This is a genomic window from Sulfitobacter sp. M05 (genome assembly GCF_029285175.1).
In the GTDB taxonomy this organism is placed as follows: Bacteria; Pseudomonadota; Alphaproteobacteria; order Rhodobacterales; family Rhodobacteraceae; genus Sulfitobacter.
In genome coordinates this window covers 19,628-32,764 of sequence record NZ_JABEDH010000009.1, presented here as the reverse complement: position 1 = coordinate 32,764, position 13,137 = coordinate 19,628, and the positions used below count along the sequence as shown (strand labels likewise).

Here is a 13,137-nt window from a genome sequence, read left to right as displayed (position 1 = left end):
AAATTGCGCTGAAGCAGTGCTTGCTGGTGTCGGTTTCATAGCACCGGTGAGCAGCTGGATATCATATCCTAACCGTGCATTGAGGTCGGGAATGAGGACGGAGAACGGGGCACCGCCGTCCAAGCAACACGCACATTCCTTATGAAAAAAGCGATCAACTCGTCTGAAGTCTGGAACTTCGAAGACCCTCTCCCCTCCACAACCAATTCTTCCAAGTTGGTTCGCTGGGGGGGAGAAAAAGCTCTAATCTGTCTGAGTATGGAAGTTCAGCTTTCAGCTTCACTCAAGTCGCCAGTGATAGTCATCCAAAATCAATGTTCTTGGTTCTTTCAAAAAGCAATGAAACGAAACACAAAATCGATGTTCACGCCAGTTGAGCGTCAGCGAATACCCGCTGTGAGGAACCGCATCCCTGGCACGCTTGGATCACATCGTCGGAATGCGTCGTTCTGCTCGGCGATCTGTTGAACCGTTTGTGACACCATGTGGACCTCTTCGGCTGGGTCCAGCTGCGCTATGGCGATTTGGTTCAAAGGGCGACCGAAGAGTGATACTGGAGCAGCCGTTCATACTACCCTCAGCGAAAGAGGAAAATGAGCCCAGAGGAGAAGTGTCCAATTTTCGCTGCGCGCGCTCGCAGCAAGGAAATTGCCGCAGAGACGCAAAAGTTTACGACGCCTTGCAGCGGGGAGATCGGCCATTCGTCGACCGCGCAGAAATTCTAAGACGGCAAATCACACAGCGCGGACAACGCTACACTCCGTTGAAATTTCGCTAATGATCGGTTTCAACAGGGAGTTCTAATTGAGCCCATCCAATACAGACACTGCTAGTCGATGGGATATCGCAATCGGGTTGCAAGCAAAAAGCTAGTCGACACAGAAACAAACTGGAAAGGCAACGTTTTGATAGCCACAATGCGTTTCCGATGATTGGATTTGACAGAGCTCCTAGCGAAACAGGAGTGGTTATCTATAGCTGTTCCAAACGCAATTGTTTGGGGGTCGTTCCGAACATCGACTTGAACTGGGCTATGAAGTGGGACGTGCTTTCATATCCAATCTCAAAGCCTATTTCGGTGATCGATGCATCGGTTGATAGCACGGCGTCGCGTGCGCGTGTCAGGCGTTGTTCGATCAACCACTTGCTGGGGGCAACGCCAAATTGTCGTTTGAATTCCCGGTTAAAGGCAGACACGGAACGCCCCGACAAATGGGCATAGTCATGTACGCTCAGGTTATGGGCGCAATGTTCCCGCATCAGGTGGCGAATATTGCGTTTTCCGCAGTCAGAGCAGTTTTCATGCAGAAATGATCTGAGGCGCATGGGTTCATCTTCCGCAGCGATTAAAAACAACAATTCCATCAGCTTGGTGTGCAATAACTCGCGTGTCCCGTCGATGGTTTTATAGATGTCGATCATCGAGCTCATGAAACCGTTCAGGCTGTTATGGTGGTCAATTTTATAGGCACCGATACGTGACGTGGGATGTGCAGAATGGCCCGGGCTTTGCCTCTCAAACTCGCGGATCACGGTATCATCAAAGAAGAACAACAGCGCTTCCAGCGGTCCATCCGAACCTGAAAAGTTAGTCACCATAAAGACATCCCGTGGCAGCAAGACCATCTCTCCAGCGCCAACCGTGATCTCTTCCCCAGTAGGGGTAATAAACACCTCTTCGCCTTTGATGATATACCCTAGGCAGGGGCAACTGTTGTAAAACTCCACACCAAAGGCGCTGGACAGGATACGTTTGTGAAAGATCGCTTGTTGCCCGTGTTCCATGACCACTTGTGCATCCGCGAAGTCATATAATCCTTGCGGAATAACTAGGCTGTTGGTTCCATCCGCCCCAAGGTCCGACAATGTTTGATGTGTTCTGGATGCCATGCCGCGCTTGCCTCTTTTGGGTTGGATGCCAGTTTCTGCCTTATCGCACCAGACGACAGATTGCCCCACATCGCGCGCGATATCCGGCATTTTTACTATAGTGCGCGTATTTCCGAAAATTGTGTCGCCGTAAAAAACACGCACACAACCAAGGAGATCAACGTGAGTATTTGGGTAACATTGGAGCTGGTCGTTCAGGAAAACGCCTATGCGGATTTGCAGCTGTTCCTAGAGGCGAAGCTGCCCGCGGTTCGTGGGTTTGAAGGGGCTTTGTCCGTATCGATCCTGTTTGATAAAGAGACCAACAAGCTGCTGATCCTCGAAGAATGGAAATCACGCGCGCACCATCAGGCCTATATTGCGTCCATCACTGAAAATGGCGTTATGGAACAGCTGTTGTCTTTCATGGCCGGCCCGCCCGATGTGCAATATTATGAGCGCGTGGCGATATGAACGCGCTAGAAGGCTCTTTGCCAACCCGTCGGGATGCATTGACCATGATCGCAGCAAGCGCTGCGGTTTTGGTCGCGCCGATGCAGGTGTCGGCACAACCTAAAACCCCAATCGTCGTGACCAAGACCCGGCTTGTGGGACCCTTGTCTGACCAGCTTATGAAAACCATCACCGCGCGTCGCGGGCATCAGGGGTTCTTGTCACAAAAGGTTTTAACGAATGCAGACAGCGTTGTGTTGATCGAGGAGTGGCGCAAACCGACGGCACAGGCCACAGAAACCTATTATCGCAAGGAAATCTGACATGAACAAAATCCACCTTGGCACTGGGATTGGCGCAGCGGCCCTTGCGGCCCTGCATACGTTTGTTGGCACGCCCGAGGTCGCGGATCCACTTTTGGCCTCAACGCTGGAAGACCAGGCCAAGTACATCAACTTCTTCTGTTGGCACATCGTGACCATTGTGCTGTGGGCCGTCGCTGCAGGCTATCTTTGGTCGGCACTTTTCAGACACTCGACCGACCTGGTGGTTTTTCTGACAGTCATGATGGCGGGCATCGGGGTCTGGGGTGTTCTCCTGCCACCGAGTGTTGGCCTGTCCTATAAGACCATGCCCCAGGGGTGGCTGTTTTTTCCAATCGTAACCCTCGCCATCTTTGGTCTAATAAATGAAAAACAGGGGACGGTTGGTACGAGAGCCTAGTATTGTTCAGATGCTGAGCCGCTGCCTACAAACATCAAGGTCCAGTAATTCGTGCGCATAGGATTCACTAACCAATTCAAGCTCTTGACTTAAATCGGCAATTCGTGCTTCCCGCAGCAACGGTCGATTTGGGCTCCGAGCCGCCGAATGCTTGGGCAGAAATGGTGTTCCCGGCCGACTTCCGAGAGCAGGCATTCACTTCGCTTGTACGATGACATCGTCAGCGCGGTGCTGATGTCTGGGGATGGAGGGAGGATCGGAGGGCAAATCATGCCAAGAGTCCAACTTCCCGCAGTCACCCCGAAACGAAGAGCCTGGAACAAAGGCCGGATCATCGGCCAGAAACGACCACTGTTGCCGAAACAGGTCTGGGCGATCCGAGCGCGGCTCGAACTGGCGGGCAACCTGCGCGATCTTGCGCTGTTCAACGTGGCAATTGATAGCAAGCTTCGCGGATGCGATCTGGTGAAACTGGCTGTAACCGACCTGGTGAGGGATGATCGCGTTCGCGAACGCGTGTCTGTGATCCAGAGCAAAACCAAGCGGCCCGTTCAGTTCGAACTCTCTGATAACACGCGGGATACCATTTTCGCATGGATCAAGTCGCCGGAAATGATCGGCTGCCGCTTCATGTTTCCCAGCCGGTTTCACGACCGCCCGCATATCTCAACGCGCCAATATGGCCGGCTTGTGCGGGATTCATGCCCGTCATTTGCCGCAAGCCCCATGATGTGGCCCAGACGGTCGGGATGAATCAGATCGACCAGGACCCAATCCTCTTTCTCGACGCTTGACGGGCGCACAAGGTCAAGCGGCGCGCTATTGATTGACGCGTCGACAGGCCGCCAGACATTGATGAATCCGTAATGCCCCGCGCTCCAGTCCTCGGCCTTCTCGGCGCCCAGAATGTCGATCAGCCGTTGCTGGGCACCCTCTGGGCTATAATCGCTATGCACGTTGCGTGCTGGTTTGCGGTCAGAATTCGGATCGTCCACCCGAACTGTGTGGTCGAAGATCACGACATCCCTGGCCTCGACCTCCTGCTTGAGAAGATCGGTCAGTTCGCGGTCATACTCCGCTTTCCACAGCTCGCCTGCGGTGAAATTAGTCACCTTTGTCGGCGCGCGCAGAAAGCCGACGCTGTCGACGGCAAATCTGACGGCTGCATCGCCCATGCGCACATCCTTCACGTCAATGACGGTCGCGGCAAGTTCGGGTGAGATCAGCTCTCCGGTGACCCCTCCGGCATCAATGTGAAAAGCCTGCCGAGCGTCACTGTGCACGTGGTAATTTACGGTTCCTGTCAGTTGCATTTGATGCTCCGGTAAAGCTCTGATCCGCCGGTTCTGAATAGGAGGGTTTCCTCTGGCAGATGCTCTGATTGGTTCAACGAAACCTTGTTCGTGCCAGACCAGATGGCGGCCTGGCACGATCCCGTGTCTCATCAAGAGGGGGAAGCAGCCGGTGAGTGGCCGTCGATGAACACCGATTTGACGTGAAGTGTATCCATGTACTCCCTCACCGAGACGATCTGCGCATCACGGAACACGAACAGGAAGTGATACAGGTTGTTGTAGATCACACCATCGGCTTTGACGCCGCAGGACTCAACTTCAACAGCCACCCGTTCGCCTTCACATGTCCAGTCGGTCGGAGTGAGTGCCATGCCCTGCCCTGCGGAAATGCTTCGCCAACAACCGACATTAGGCCGACAATATCCTCTTTGGTCATCTCCCCCGAGATTGGCAGCTCACCATCGCGCCCCATATCTCTCCAGATTGCGGCATCATCCAGAAGGGCCAGGACGCCATCGATGTTGCCTGCGCTGAACCGTTCAAGGAATGCGGTCACCGTGTTCAGGTTTTCTGCCGTACTCATTTCACGTCCTGAATGCCAATCACCAGATCGTTCCAGGCGCGCTGGTTGTCCATGTCGAACTGTGCGCCGTTGTCGTCTGCATATTGGAACCGCTTTTGCGCAGGTGTTTTGCTCATGGATTGATAGAGCCAGTAGGCCTCTTCCTTGAGCGCTTTGACGATAGGCAGATCGACCGAGGTATAGACCGTTTCCTTGCAGGCCTGAATGGAGTCTGCCGGGAAATGGGCAATGCGTTCAGCCAGAGCCTTGACGTGATCCACAATTTTGTCAGCATCCAGCGCCTTGTTGATCGTGCCGTAGGCTTCGGCCCTGTCAGCATCAAAATCCTCGGCCCCTAGAATGATCTCGAGTGCGCGGCCCAGTCCAACCTGACGGGCCATGCGTGACGCACCGCCGCCGCAAGGCAAAATACCCATGCCCACTTCCATCTGCATGAATTTGGCCTTGCCACGCGCGGCAAAGCGCATGTCACATGCCAGAGCGAACTCGTGTCCGCCGCCTCGGGCAAACCCTTCGATCTGAGCGATGGTCGCCTGTGGCAGCTTGCTTATGCGCTCCAGTGTGACCTGGAGATCAAGCAACGCGACTTCCTCTCGCACCACAGCGGTAGTGGACATGTCTTTGAGGAAATTCGTGTCGGCATGGGCCACGAAAATCTCTGGGTGAGCTGATTTAAACACCACGACTTTGATATCGCGGTCCTGTTCCAGTTCTTCAGCCAGCTTGTTCAGATCTGCCAGCATCGGCAGGCCTTGAATATTGACCGGGGGGGAAATCGAAAGTGACCCAGGCAATTCCATCCTGGGTAGATACGTTGAAAGTTGTGAAGCCGTCGTAAACCATGAGAAGTCTCCTGTGTGCGATTGGAGCCAAGATAGTCTCTTGAGAATTTATAAAAATGGGCAATAATCGAGTTCAGAATTCGCAATTTGGGTATAATAGTGGATCTTGAAAGCGTTCGTCTCTTTGTCCTGGCTGCAGAAAAGTTGAACATCAGCGAGGCAGGACGCAGTCTTGGGCTGGCCCCTGCGGTCGCCAGTGCAAGACTTGCCAAACTGGAGAAAAATCTTGGGTCTGACCTGTTGCACCGCTCAACGCGTAAAGTCAGCCTCTCGACCGAAGGATCTGAGTTTCTTCCCTTTGCCAGGGAACTTCTGGCGCAGGAAAGAGCTGCCCGTGCAGCGTTAGGGCTGGAAACGTCTGAAGTCAGCGGAACCCTGCGGTTTACTGCCCCCAAGCAGTTTTGCACAGATTTATATCGCGCCTTTGTTGCCGGATTTCTTGGACAAGTTCCCGAACCTAAGACTTGATCTGCAACTATCAGACAGCATGGTCGGGCTAATCGAAGGCAGTTTCGACCTAGCTCTGCGTAATTCAGCAATGGTAGATTCCAGTTTCAAGGCCCGGAAACTAGCAGATGACCAGCGCATTCTTTGTGCATCGCCAGACTATTTAAGACGTTATGGGATGCCGCAAACTCCCAAAGACCTGCCCAGCCATGCGCTCATTGGGTTTCAGGATCAATCCGCGCGCGGCCTGAAAACCGCTGATGGCAGAACAGGTATATTTGAGCCGCATCTGGCTGGCTGCCGGCTGGTTCTCAATGACGGGCTGAGCCAGAAAGCCGCGACAGTCACTGGGGCTGGCATTTCCATGAACTCCATGTGGAGCGTTCATGATGAAATCCGGGAAGGTTCACTTGTCAGAGTGCTGCCGGAGTATGATGTCGATGACCAGTCTGTGCTGTGGCTGGTTTATCCAAAATCCAACGTGCTGACTGCCAAAGTCCGCGTGTTCATTGATTATTTGGTTGAGAGGATTGGGAGATCGCCAGTCTGGGAAACATCATGATCGCAGCCGTGTTGCAGTACCGCCCCATTCCAGGAACAGGACGGTACGATTTGCAGCCGGTTAGGCGTTTGCCGCCGCACCTGATAGTTCTTCAACTTCTTCGGCCTTGGGCGAAAACCACCCGGCCCAAGCATAGAAGATGCCAAATACCGGTGCCAGCCAGCAGGCAAACGACAACGGGATGTAAAGCAGGTTCTCCAAGTTGCCGTCAGAGATCGACAGGCCAAGTGCGGTTATCACAAAGGCACCGCCCGCATTCCACGGAATCAGCGGAGAGATGATTGTGCCGCCCTCTTCGGTGGCACGCGCAAGGTTCAGACGCGAATACCCGATGCGGTCATATACAGGGCGGAACATCCGGCCCGGCAGCGCGATGGATAGATAGGGGTCTCCGGCCACGGTGTTGGTCGCAACCGATGTCAGGATAGCTGAGGTTTGCACGCCTGCAAAGCTCTTCACCCGTTTGGTCAGCACCGAAATGATGGCGGCAAGACAGCCGGTCCGTTCCAGCGCGCCGCCAAACCCAAGCGCGATCAGGATCAATGAAATTGTCCACATCATCGACTGAATGCCCCCACGGTTCATCAGCTTGTCCATGGCTTCAACGCCGGTTTCAACCGAATAGCCATAGTTGGCGTAGGTGAAGATGTCGTGGATCGACGCCCCTTGCACATACATTGCCAATAGCGACGCCAGCAAAACACCAATGAACAGCGAGGGGATCGCAGGCATTTTCAGCACAGCAAGCACCACGACCAAAAGCGCGGGCAGCATCAGCCAGGGTGACAGATTGAACGAGTTTTCAAGCGCGGCTTTAAACGCATCGATCCGCTCAAACGACGGTGCACCATCGCCAAGGTTGAAGCCAACAGCAAAGTAGATCACCAGGGCGATCAGCATTGCCGGAACCGTCGTCGGCAGCATGTTGCGGATGTGGTCAAACAGGTTGGTGTCCGTCACTGCCGGAGCCAGGTTGGTGGTATCAGACAAAGGCGAGATCTTGTCGCCAAAGAAAGCGCCAGAAACCACTGCCGCCGCTGTCCAGTAGGCGGGAATTCCAAAGCCTTCGCCGATGCCCATCAGTGCCAGGCCAACGGTGCCCACTGTCCCCCATGAGGTCCCCAGCGCCAGAGAGACAATGGAGCACAGCAACATGCCGGCAGCCAGAAACATCTGCGGCGATAGCAGTGCCAGGCCATAGTAGATCAGAGTCGGAACGGTGCCTGCTGCGATCCAAGTTCCAACAATCATCCCAACCAGCAGCAGCACAGATACCGCTGGGAAGGACACGGCGATGACGTGAAACGCACCCTTTTCTATCTCGTCCCATTTCAGGCCTGTCATAAGGCCAACAATGGTGGTCAAAGCGATCCCAATTGCTAGCGGTATATGGGGCGTAAAATCGCCGAAATAGAAGATCTGCACACCTAGAATTGCCAGCGTGAGCACAATGGGGATCAAGGCGAGCCCAATCGGCGGATGCGCCTCGGTTTGTTGAAGTGACATTGTGTTCCTCTCTCTGTATTAACTTTTGTGAACGGCGATGCCGTTCGTGTTCTGTAGGTGCACAAAGCAAAGGCCCGGTTGAAAAGAGCCGGGCCGATTGCTCAGGACGTGGATTTCAGAGCCAGTATGGCAGCGGACAAATCCTCGATGGCGGTGCCGACCCCTTTGAAAAGGGTGATTTCCTCAGCGGATTGCCGGGGGTAATCGCCGTTATCACACAGCTCTTTCAGCGTCGCCAGAATGTCGGTTTCTTGCAGCACGCCGGTTTCAAGAGGTGTCTTGATGTCGCCGCTTTCCACCAACGCATCATGGGTGTCGACATAGACTGACGCGCGGGTCACGGCGATGTCATCCACTTCACGCATCTCGGGGGTGAAGCTTCCGATGAGGTCAACATGTTGGCCGGGGCGCAACCAGTCGCCTAACAACACGGGGGTTCGGGCCAATGTTGCACAGGAAATCACGTCTGCTTCAGCGACAGCGGATTGCACGCTGTCAGCCACTTCGGCGGCAATGCCCTCTTCCGCCAAAGACGCCACCATGCGTTCGGCATTGTCAGGGTTAATGTCAAACACCAGCGTGTGCGTAATTGGCAGGACCTCTCGATATGCAAGCGCAAGGTTGAAGCCCACGCGGCCAGCGCCAACGATCAAGTGGGTGGTGCTGTCTGGGCGTGCCAGACGGCGGGCGGCAAGGGCCGAGGCGGCGGCTGTTCGACGGGCCGTCAGTTCGCCTCCATCTGCAATCAAGAGGTGTTCGCCGGTTTCACGATCAAACAAAACATAGCTGGAGGACAGAGCCGCGCGCCCGCGATTGGCATTTCCGGGCACAACATTAACCAGCTTGATGCCGCCATATCCCTCGCTACGCCACGCGGGCATAAGCAGCAGCACATCATCCTCGGCCGCCTCATTTTTCAGGTAGTGGTGATGGCGCAAAGGGGCTTCATAATCTCCACGAAACCCCTCTTCCAACGCGTTGATTAAATCTTTGTAAGGCAAAGCGTCACGCGTTGCGGGTAGGTCAAGAATTTTCATGATGTCATCTTTCGATTTTCTAAGGGGTGATGAGCCAGTGCGCGGTTTCAGAAACCTGCGCTGCAGTGTGGGGGGCACCCGATATCATCGCGGCCATAACCTCGCCCGCGCCTGCGGCCATGGTCCAACCCAGCTGGCCGTGACCAGCATTGAGCCAAACATTCGAAATCTTACGAAGTCGCCCCAGATAAGGTCGGCCACTTGGGGTGGTTGGACGCAAGCCTGCCCAATGTTCCGCCTGAGCCACATGCACGGCACCTGAGAAATGCTGATCCACATAGGTATCGAGATAGGCCACGCGATCTGCGGTGACGGTTCGGTCGTGCCCTGCAAATTCTGCAATGGCTGTAACCCGCAAACGATCCCCTAGCTGTGTGACCGCCAGCAAGCTGGTTTCATCAATAAACGGGCGGTTGGGAATACGGCTGGCATCCAGAATTGGATAAGTCGCTGAATAGCCTTTGATCGGATAGATCAAAGGTTTGACCCCGAACGAGGTGGTCAGCTTGGGAGTTTCCGTGCCTGCGGCAATCACCACTTGGTCGCAGACAAAATGACCGGTGTCGGTCAACACGGCGCGAACACACGCATCCTTGGTGTCATATCCGGTAACTTTAGCGCCGAAATGAAAGGTGACATTGCCCTGTTCAGTCAACCAATCGACCAGCCTGGCGGTAAATCTTTGACAATCCCCCTTGCTGTCCACGTCAGAGACCAGCCCTCCCTGCAACTTGCCATCAAAGGCCTGCAGGGCTGGGTCCATCGTCACAAGGGTTGTCGCATCATGAGGGGTGAAGCCCGTTTCCGACCCGACGTTGCCTTGCATCCGTGCCGCAAATTGCGCTTGCGATGTGTAAAGATAGTAGACGCCGTCATGAGCCTGATCAAAACTCAACCCCGCCTCGGTCTCCATCTTTCGCAACGCATCCCGCCCGTGACGTGACAACATCGCCATGGCATTGGAGTGCTTACGATATGCAGCCACGTTACAGTTGCGCAAAAAGCTCACCCCCCATCGCCACAAATCCGGGTCCATGAAGCGAGAAATTTTCACACTGGGTTCTTTGCCTAGAAAGGCGCGCACCATTTGACGTGGGGCTTCGGGCCCAGCCCAGCTTGCCGCATGTCCAACCGCGATGATCCCAGCATTTGCATAGCTGCACATGGCTGCCGGTGCGTCGGCTTGGTCCAGCACCACAACCTGATAGCCCCGCTGTGCCAAGTGATAGGCCGTTGCCACGCCAACCACCCCCGCGCCAATCACGGCAACCCTCTGGCTATTTTTGTGTTGCTCATGCATAATTTTGTCTGAACATCCCGGAAGCAAGCCTAAAGAGAATTTTTGGTAAAATAAGAAAAATCATGCCCAAATCAACCAAAACCTTTTCCAGTGCAGAAAAACCTATCGTCTCGCCGATCCTTGATGACGAAGAAAAAACCCATATTCGAACTGAATTGGGGAACAGAGTCAAAAGCTTGCGTCTTGGCGAGGGCATGACTTTGGAACAAGCTTCTGAGGCAACTGGGCTGGCGGTTTCAACGATCTACAAGGTCGAAAATGGAAAAGTCTCTCCCAGTTTTGAGAATCTACTGCGCTTGGCGCGGGGATATGGTGTGGGTTTGGAGAAGCTGATCGAATCCCCTGCGGAAGAGATGAACACCACCCGTCTGACCGTCACCCGCTCAGGTGAAGGCCGTGCAGTCAGCGGCAAGACCTATGAGTACGAAGTGCTGTGCAACGGGTTGACGGGTAAGAAAATCATCCCATTGATCGCCACAATTGGGCCCCGTGGCCCTCTCGAGCCCAAACAGCTGGATCGGCATGATGGCGAAGAGCTGGTGTTCATCCTGACTGGCGATATCGAATTGAAAGTGGAGCATTACGAGCCGGTCATTCTCAGCGCGGGCGATTGCGCCTATTACGACAGCACGATGCGCCACGGTATTAGAAGTCTGGGTACGCAGGAGGCTCGGGTATTTTGGGCCTGCACACATGTCGAAGGTGTTAGTTAACAGCCTGCCACACAAACTTCATGGTTCTTTGATCGGATCAAACTGAAACCTTAGGCGGCAAATGGGTTGCATGGGCTATGCCAGTGCATGGCGGTTATTGGCATTTGGGCACATGCTTACAGAACACGGTCCGAAAAACAAAGGACCACAGCTTGCTGCAACACGTCAGACCCTAGCGGCGAATGGGCTAAAGCAAACCCACCCGGTTTTCCGCTTGTGAGCGGCCAAAAGCGAATAGCCGCTTGGTCCGCGACCTGATTGCTGAGCCAGGGCGCAGCAAAAGTTCGGTTTGAAATTGCCGCGTAAAGCGCCACCTGAATGGCTGGTTCGGTGAAATCCGCTGCGCAGCCAAAAGATCGCCGATGATGGCGATGGTGTTGTGGACAACGACGTGACCATTCTGCAGTTGCGCAACATGCTGGGGACAAGTGATTTCCCCCATGCGATCCAGAAAATCCCCGCACCGGGCAAGGAAATGGAAACGATGGGTCCGTACTTCCCGCGCGGTCGCTATATGACCACCTCTGCCTTTGAGATCGGGTTGCCCTGCCTTCGGCCCCGCCCGTTCAAGCGCGGCGGCTGATCCTGACTTCCGACTTATTCCGAACCCACCTCTATCGAGATGGGTTCGGTACTATGGTGTTTGGGTCAGATGGCTGGATCCGTCTTAATTTCTGCTTCTGTTGCAAAGACGTTTACGTCCTCAGACAGCAGAACGGCAAAAGGACGTGTCGAGGCAAAATTGCCCATGATGATCGCGATAATCGATGTGAGTGGTATTGCCAGAATAGCACCCGGTATTCCCCACAGCGATGTCCAAAGCGAAAGCGCGACAAGCACAACGAACGGAGACATGTTTACCTTGCGGCCAATCAGCCGTGGTTCAAGGGAATTGCCCATCCACGCCTGTACAGCCATCAGTAGAACCGCAATTGCAAGCGATGTCTGAACAGACCCAAACTGTGCCATCGACAACGCGACCGGAAACATGACGCCAAGTAACGACCCCACATAGGGAATGTAATTTAATAGACCAATGAGAATTGCCCAAAAGAGGGCGAAATCAATCCCAAACGCCCACATCACGACAAAAGAAATGCCCCCAAGGACAACATTCACCAGCGTTTTGACAGCAAGATAATCGCTGATCGCACGATTGATGCTGCGCACGATCGTCTCGGCACGGTTATCCGCGTCATTAGGAAGTGCTACTGCAATCTTATGCGCGAAACCTCCTCGCTCTCCCATCAGGAACACGGCATAGATGATGATTAGGGACAACGTGCCGGCAGCGGCGCTCAATGACGACAGAAACCGCCCCGAGAGTTTCCGAAGGGAGATACCTGATGTCGCATCCGTCCAGATCTTTTGCCAGTCGGGATTGTCGATGCCAAACGCGGTCAAAGCCGTGCTGAGCAACGTCGTGATGTTACGCTGATATTCCGACAAACGGTCATTAATCTGGCCCGCTGTTGAGATCATCACACCACCCAGAAACAAGAAGGACAGGAGGGAGACTGCGAGGACAAGCAAACGCCGCATCCTTTCCGGCAGATTGGATGCGTAGGGCATGAGAGAGAGCGCATTGCTGGCACCCGTCAAGATGTAAATCGAGATGATCGCAATGAAGATCGGCAACAAGAGCGCTTTGCCGATCACCAGAAACCAACCAACAAGAGCGACAAGAACCAATGCCAGGACAACGCCCAGAAGGCCGCGCAATGGATCGCCACGTTCAAGCATCGCAAACCTCCTCGCACGAAGGCCGCAAGGACACTTTAACTTTGAGTTCAGCTGTCAAAGCCGT

General features: G+C 54.3%; 15 protein-coding genes and 1 pseudogene. 8 read left to right on the top strand and 8 right to left on the bottom strand.

Annotated elements, in window-relative coordinates; genetic code table 11:
* Nucleotides 1–972: 972 nt before the first annotated feature.
* Complete coding sequence (locus HKX44_RS19560; RefSeq protein ID WP_276153039.1) at nt 973–1,890, bottom strand: AraC family transcriptional regulator; 918 nt, start codon at nt 1,888–1,890, stop codon at nt 973–975.
* 162 nt (nt 1,891–2,052) lie between these two features.
* On the opposite strand from HKX44_RS19560, the gene HKX44_RS19555 reads away from it, so the two are divergent.
* The 4 genes and pseudogenes from HKX44_RS19555 to HKX44_RS19540 form a co-directional block, all read left to right on the top strand.
* A complete protein-coding gene (locus tag HKX44_RS19555) occupies nt 2,053–2,343 on the top strand; it encodes an antibiotic biosynthesis monooxygenase (RefSeq protein WP_276153038.1) in 291 nt (96 codons plus the stop codon).
* Complete coding sequence (locus tag HKX44_RS19550; RefSeq protein WP_276153168.1) at nt 2,340–2,645, top strand: hypothetical protein; 306 nt, start codon at nt 2,340–2,342, stop codon at nt 2,643–2,645. The genes HKX44_RS19555 and HKX44_RS19550 overlap by 4 nt, the downstream gene beginning before the upstream one ends.
* Nucleotide 2,646: 1 nt before the next feature.
* Complete coding sequence (locus tag HKX44_RS19545; RefSeq protein ID WP_276153036.1) at nt 2,647–3,045, top strand: hypothetical protein; 399 nt, start codon at nt 2,647–2,649, stop codon at nt 3,043–3,045.
* 270 nt (nt 3,046–3,315) lie between these two features.
* A pseudogene (locus HKX44_RS19540) lies at nt 3,316–3,744 on the top strand (integrase); the annotation flags it as partial.
* On the opposite strand, the gene HKX44_RS19535 reads toward HKX44_RS19540, so the two are convergent.
* From HKX44_RS19535 to HKX44_RS19525, 3 genes are all read right to left on the bottom strand, one after another.
* Entirely contained in the window at nt 3,693–4,358 is a 666-nt protein-coding gene (locus HKX44_RS19535) for a CmcJ/NvfI family oxidoreductase (protein WP_276153035.1), read from the bottom strand. The pseudogene HKX44_RS19540 and the gene HKX44_RS19535 sit on opposite strands and share 52 nt — an antisense overlap.
* A 265-nt stretch (nt 4,359–4,623) precedes the next feature.
* Nucleotides 4,624–4,923, bottom strand: a complete 300-nt coding sequence (locus HKX44_RS19530; protein ID WP_276153033.1) for a nuclear transport factor 2 family protein — start codon at nt 4,921–4,923, stop codon at nt 4,624–4,626.
* The gene (locus HKX44_RS19525) at nt 4,920–5,666 is read right to left on the bottom strand and encodes an enoyl-CoA hydratase/isomerase family protein (protein ID WP_276153032.1); all 747 of its coding nucleotides are present in this window, start codon (nt 5,664–5,666) and stop codon (nt 4,920–4,922) included. The genes HKX44_RS19530 and HKX44_RS19525 overlap by 4 nt, the downstream gene beginning before the upstream one ends.
* 198 nt (nt 5,667–5,864) lie before the next feature.
* Between HKX44_RS19525 and HKX44_RS20020 the strand changes: the two genes are divergently transcribed.
* Together HKX44_RS20020 and HKX44_RS20015 are read left to right on the top strand one after the other, a co-directional pair.
* On the top strand, nt 5,865–6,233 hold the full coding sequence (locus HKX44_RS20020; protein ID WP_346348196.1) for a LysR family transcriptional regulator: 369 nt from the start codon (nt 5,865–5,867) through the stop codon (nt 6,231–6,233).
* On the top strand, nt 6,205–6,774 hold the full coding sequence (locus HKX44_RS20015; protein WP_346348245.1) for a substrate binding domain-containing protein: 570 nt from the start codon (nt 6,205–6,207) through the stop codon (nt 6,772–6,774). Before HKX44_RS20020 ends, HKX44_RS20015 begins: the two co-directional genes overlap by 29 nt.
* Nucleotides 6,775–6,834: 60 nt before the next feature.
* On the opposite strand, the gene nhaC is transcribed toward HKX44_RS20015, so the two are convergent.
* From nhaC to HKX44_RS19505, 3 genes are all read right to left on the bottom strand, one after another.
* Nucleotides 6,835–8,280, bottom strand: a complete 1,446-nt coding sequence (nhaC, locus tag HKX44_RS19515) for a Na+/H+ antiporter NhaC (RefSeq protein ID WP_276153031.1) — start codon at nt 8,278–8,280, stop codon at nt 6,835–6,837.
* A gap of 101 nt (nt 8,281–8,381) precedes the next feature.
* A complete protein-coding gene (locus HKX44_RS19510; RefSeq protein WP_276153030.1) occupies nt 8,382–9,317 on the bottom strand; it encodes an ornithine cyclodeaminase family protein in 936 nt (311 codons plus the stop codon).
* Nucleotides 9,318–9,336: 19 nt separating this feature from the next.
* Complete coding sequence (locus tag HKX44_RS19505; RefSeq protein ID WP_276153029.1) at nt 9,337–10,617, bottom strand: FAD-dependent oxidoreductase; 1,281 nt, start codon at nt 10,615–10,617, stop codon at nt 9,337–9,339.
* 62 nt (nt 10,618–10,679) lie between these two features.
* On the opposite strand from HKX44_RS19505, the gene HKX44_RS19500 reads away from it, so the two are divergent.
* Both HKX44_RS19500 and HKX44_RS19495 read left to right on the top strand, forming a co-directional pair.
* Nucleotides 10,680–11,330: an XRE family transcriptional regulator gene (locus HKX44_RS19500; protein WP_276153028.1), complete on the top strand. Its 651-nt coding sequence runs from the start codon at nt 10,680–10,682 to the stop codon at nt 11,328–11,330.
* Nucleotides 11,331–11,721: 391 nt separating this feature from the next.
* Nucleotides 11,722–11,913 (top strand): hypothetical protein, encoded by a 192-nt coding sequence (locus HKX44_RS19495; RefSeq protein WP_276153027.1) that lies wholly within the window; start codon nt 11,722–11,724, stop codon nt 11,911–11,913.
* Between the two features lie 65 nt (nt 11,914–11,978).
* Here the strand turns inward: HKX44_RS19495 and HKX44_RS19490 are convergent, their stop codons facing one another.
* Nucleotides 11,979–13,073, bottom strand: a complete 1,095-nt coding sequence (locus tag HKX44_RS19490; RefSeq protein ID WP_276153026.1) for an AI-2E family transporter — start codon at nt 13,071–13,073, stop codon at nt 11,979–11,981.
* Between the last annotated feature and the right edge of the window lie 64 nt (nt 13,074–13,137).

What these genes read in the sequence shown, in the direction of transcription:
- HKX44_RS19560 (WP_276153039.1), bottom strand. Translation starts at nt 1,890, where the DNA reads ATGGCATCCAGAACACATCAAACATTGTCGGACCTTGGGGCGGATGGA.
- HKX44_RS19550 (WP_276153168.1), top strand. Translation starts at nt 2,340, where the DNA reads ATGAACGCGCTAGAAGGCTCTTTGCCAACCCGTCGGGATGCATTGACC.
- HKX44_RS19545 (WP_276153036.1), top strand. Translation starts at nt 2,647, where the DNA reads ATGAACAAAATCCACCTTGGCACTGGGATTGGCGCAGCGGCCCTTGCG.
- HKX44_RS19535 (WP_276153035.1), bottom strand. Translation starts at nt 4,358, where the DNA reads ATGCAACTGACAGGAACCGTAAATTACCACGTGCACAGTGACGCTCGG.
- HKX44_RS19530 (WP_276153033.1), bottom strand. Translation starts at nt 4,923, where the DNA reads ATGAGTACGGCAGAAAACCTGAACACGGTGACCGCATTCCTTGAACGG.
- HKX44_RS19525 (WP_276153032.1), bottom strand. Translation starts at nt 5,666, where the DNA reads ATGCTGGCAGATCTGAACAAGCTGGCTGAAGAACTGGAACAGGACCGC.
- nhaC (WP_276153031.1), bottom strand. Translation starts at nt 8,280, where the DNA reads ATGTCACTTCAACAAACCGAGGCGCATCCGCCGATTGGGCTCGCCTTG.
- HKX44_RS19510 (WP_276153030.1), bottom strand. Translation starts at nt 9,317, where the DNA reads ATGAAAATTCTTGACCTACCCGCAACGCGTGACGCTTTGCCTTACAAA.
- HKX44_RS19505 (WP_276153029.1), bottom strand. Translation starts at nt 10,617, where the DNA reads ATGCATGAGCAACACAAAAATAGCCAGAGGGTTGCCGTGATTGGCGCG.
- HKX44_RS19500 (WP_276153028.1), top strand. Translation starts at nt 10,680, where the DNA reads ATGCCCAAATCAACCAAAACCTTTTCCAGTGCAGAAAAACCTATCGTC.
- HKX44_RS19490 (WP_276153026.1), bottom strand. Translation starts at nt 13,073, where the DNA reads ATGCTTGAACGTGGCGATCCATTGCGCGGCCTTCTGGGCGTTGTCCTG.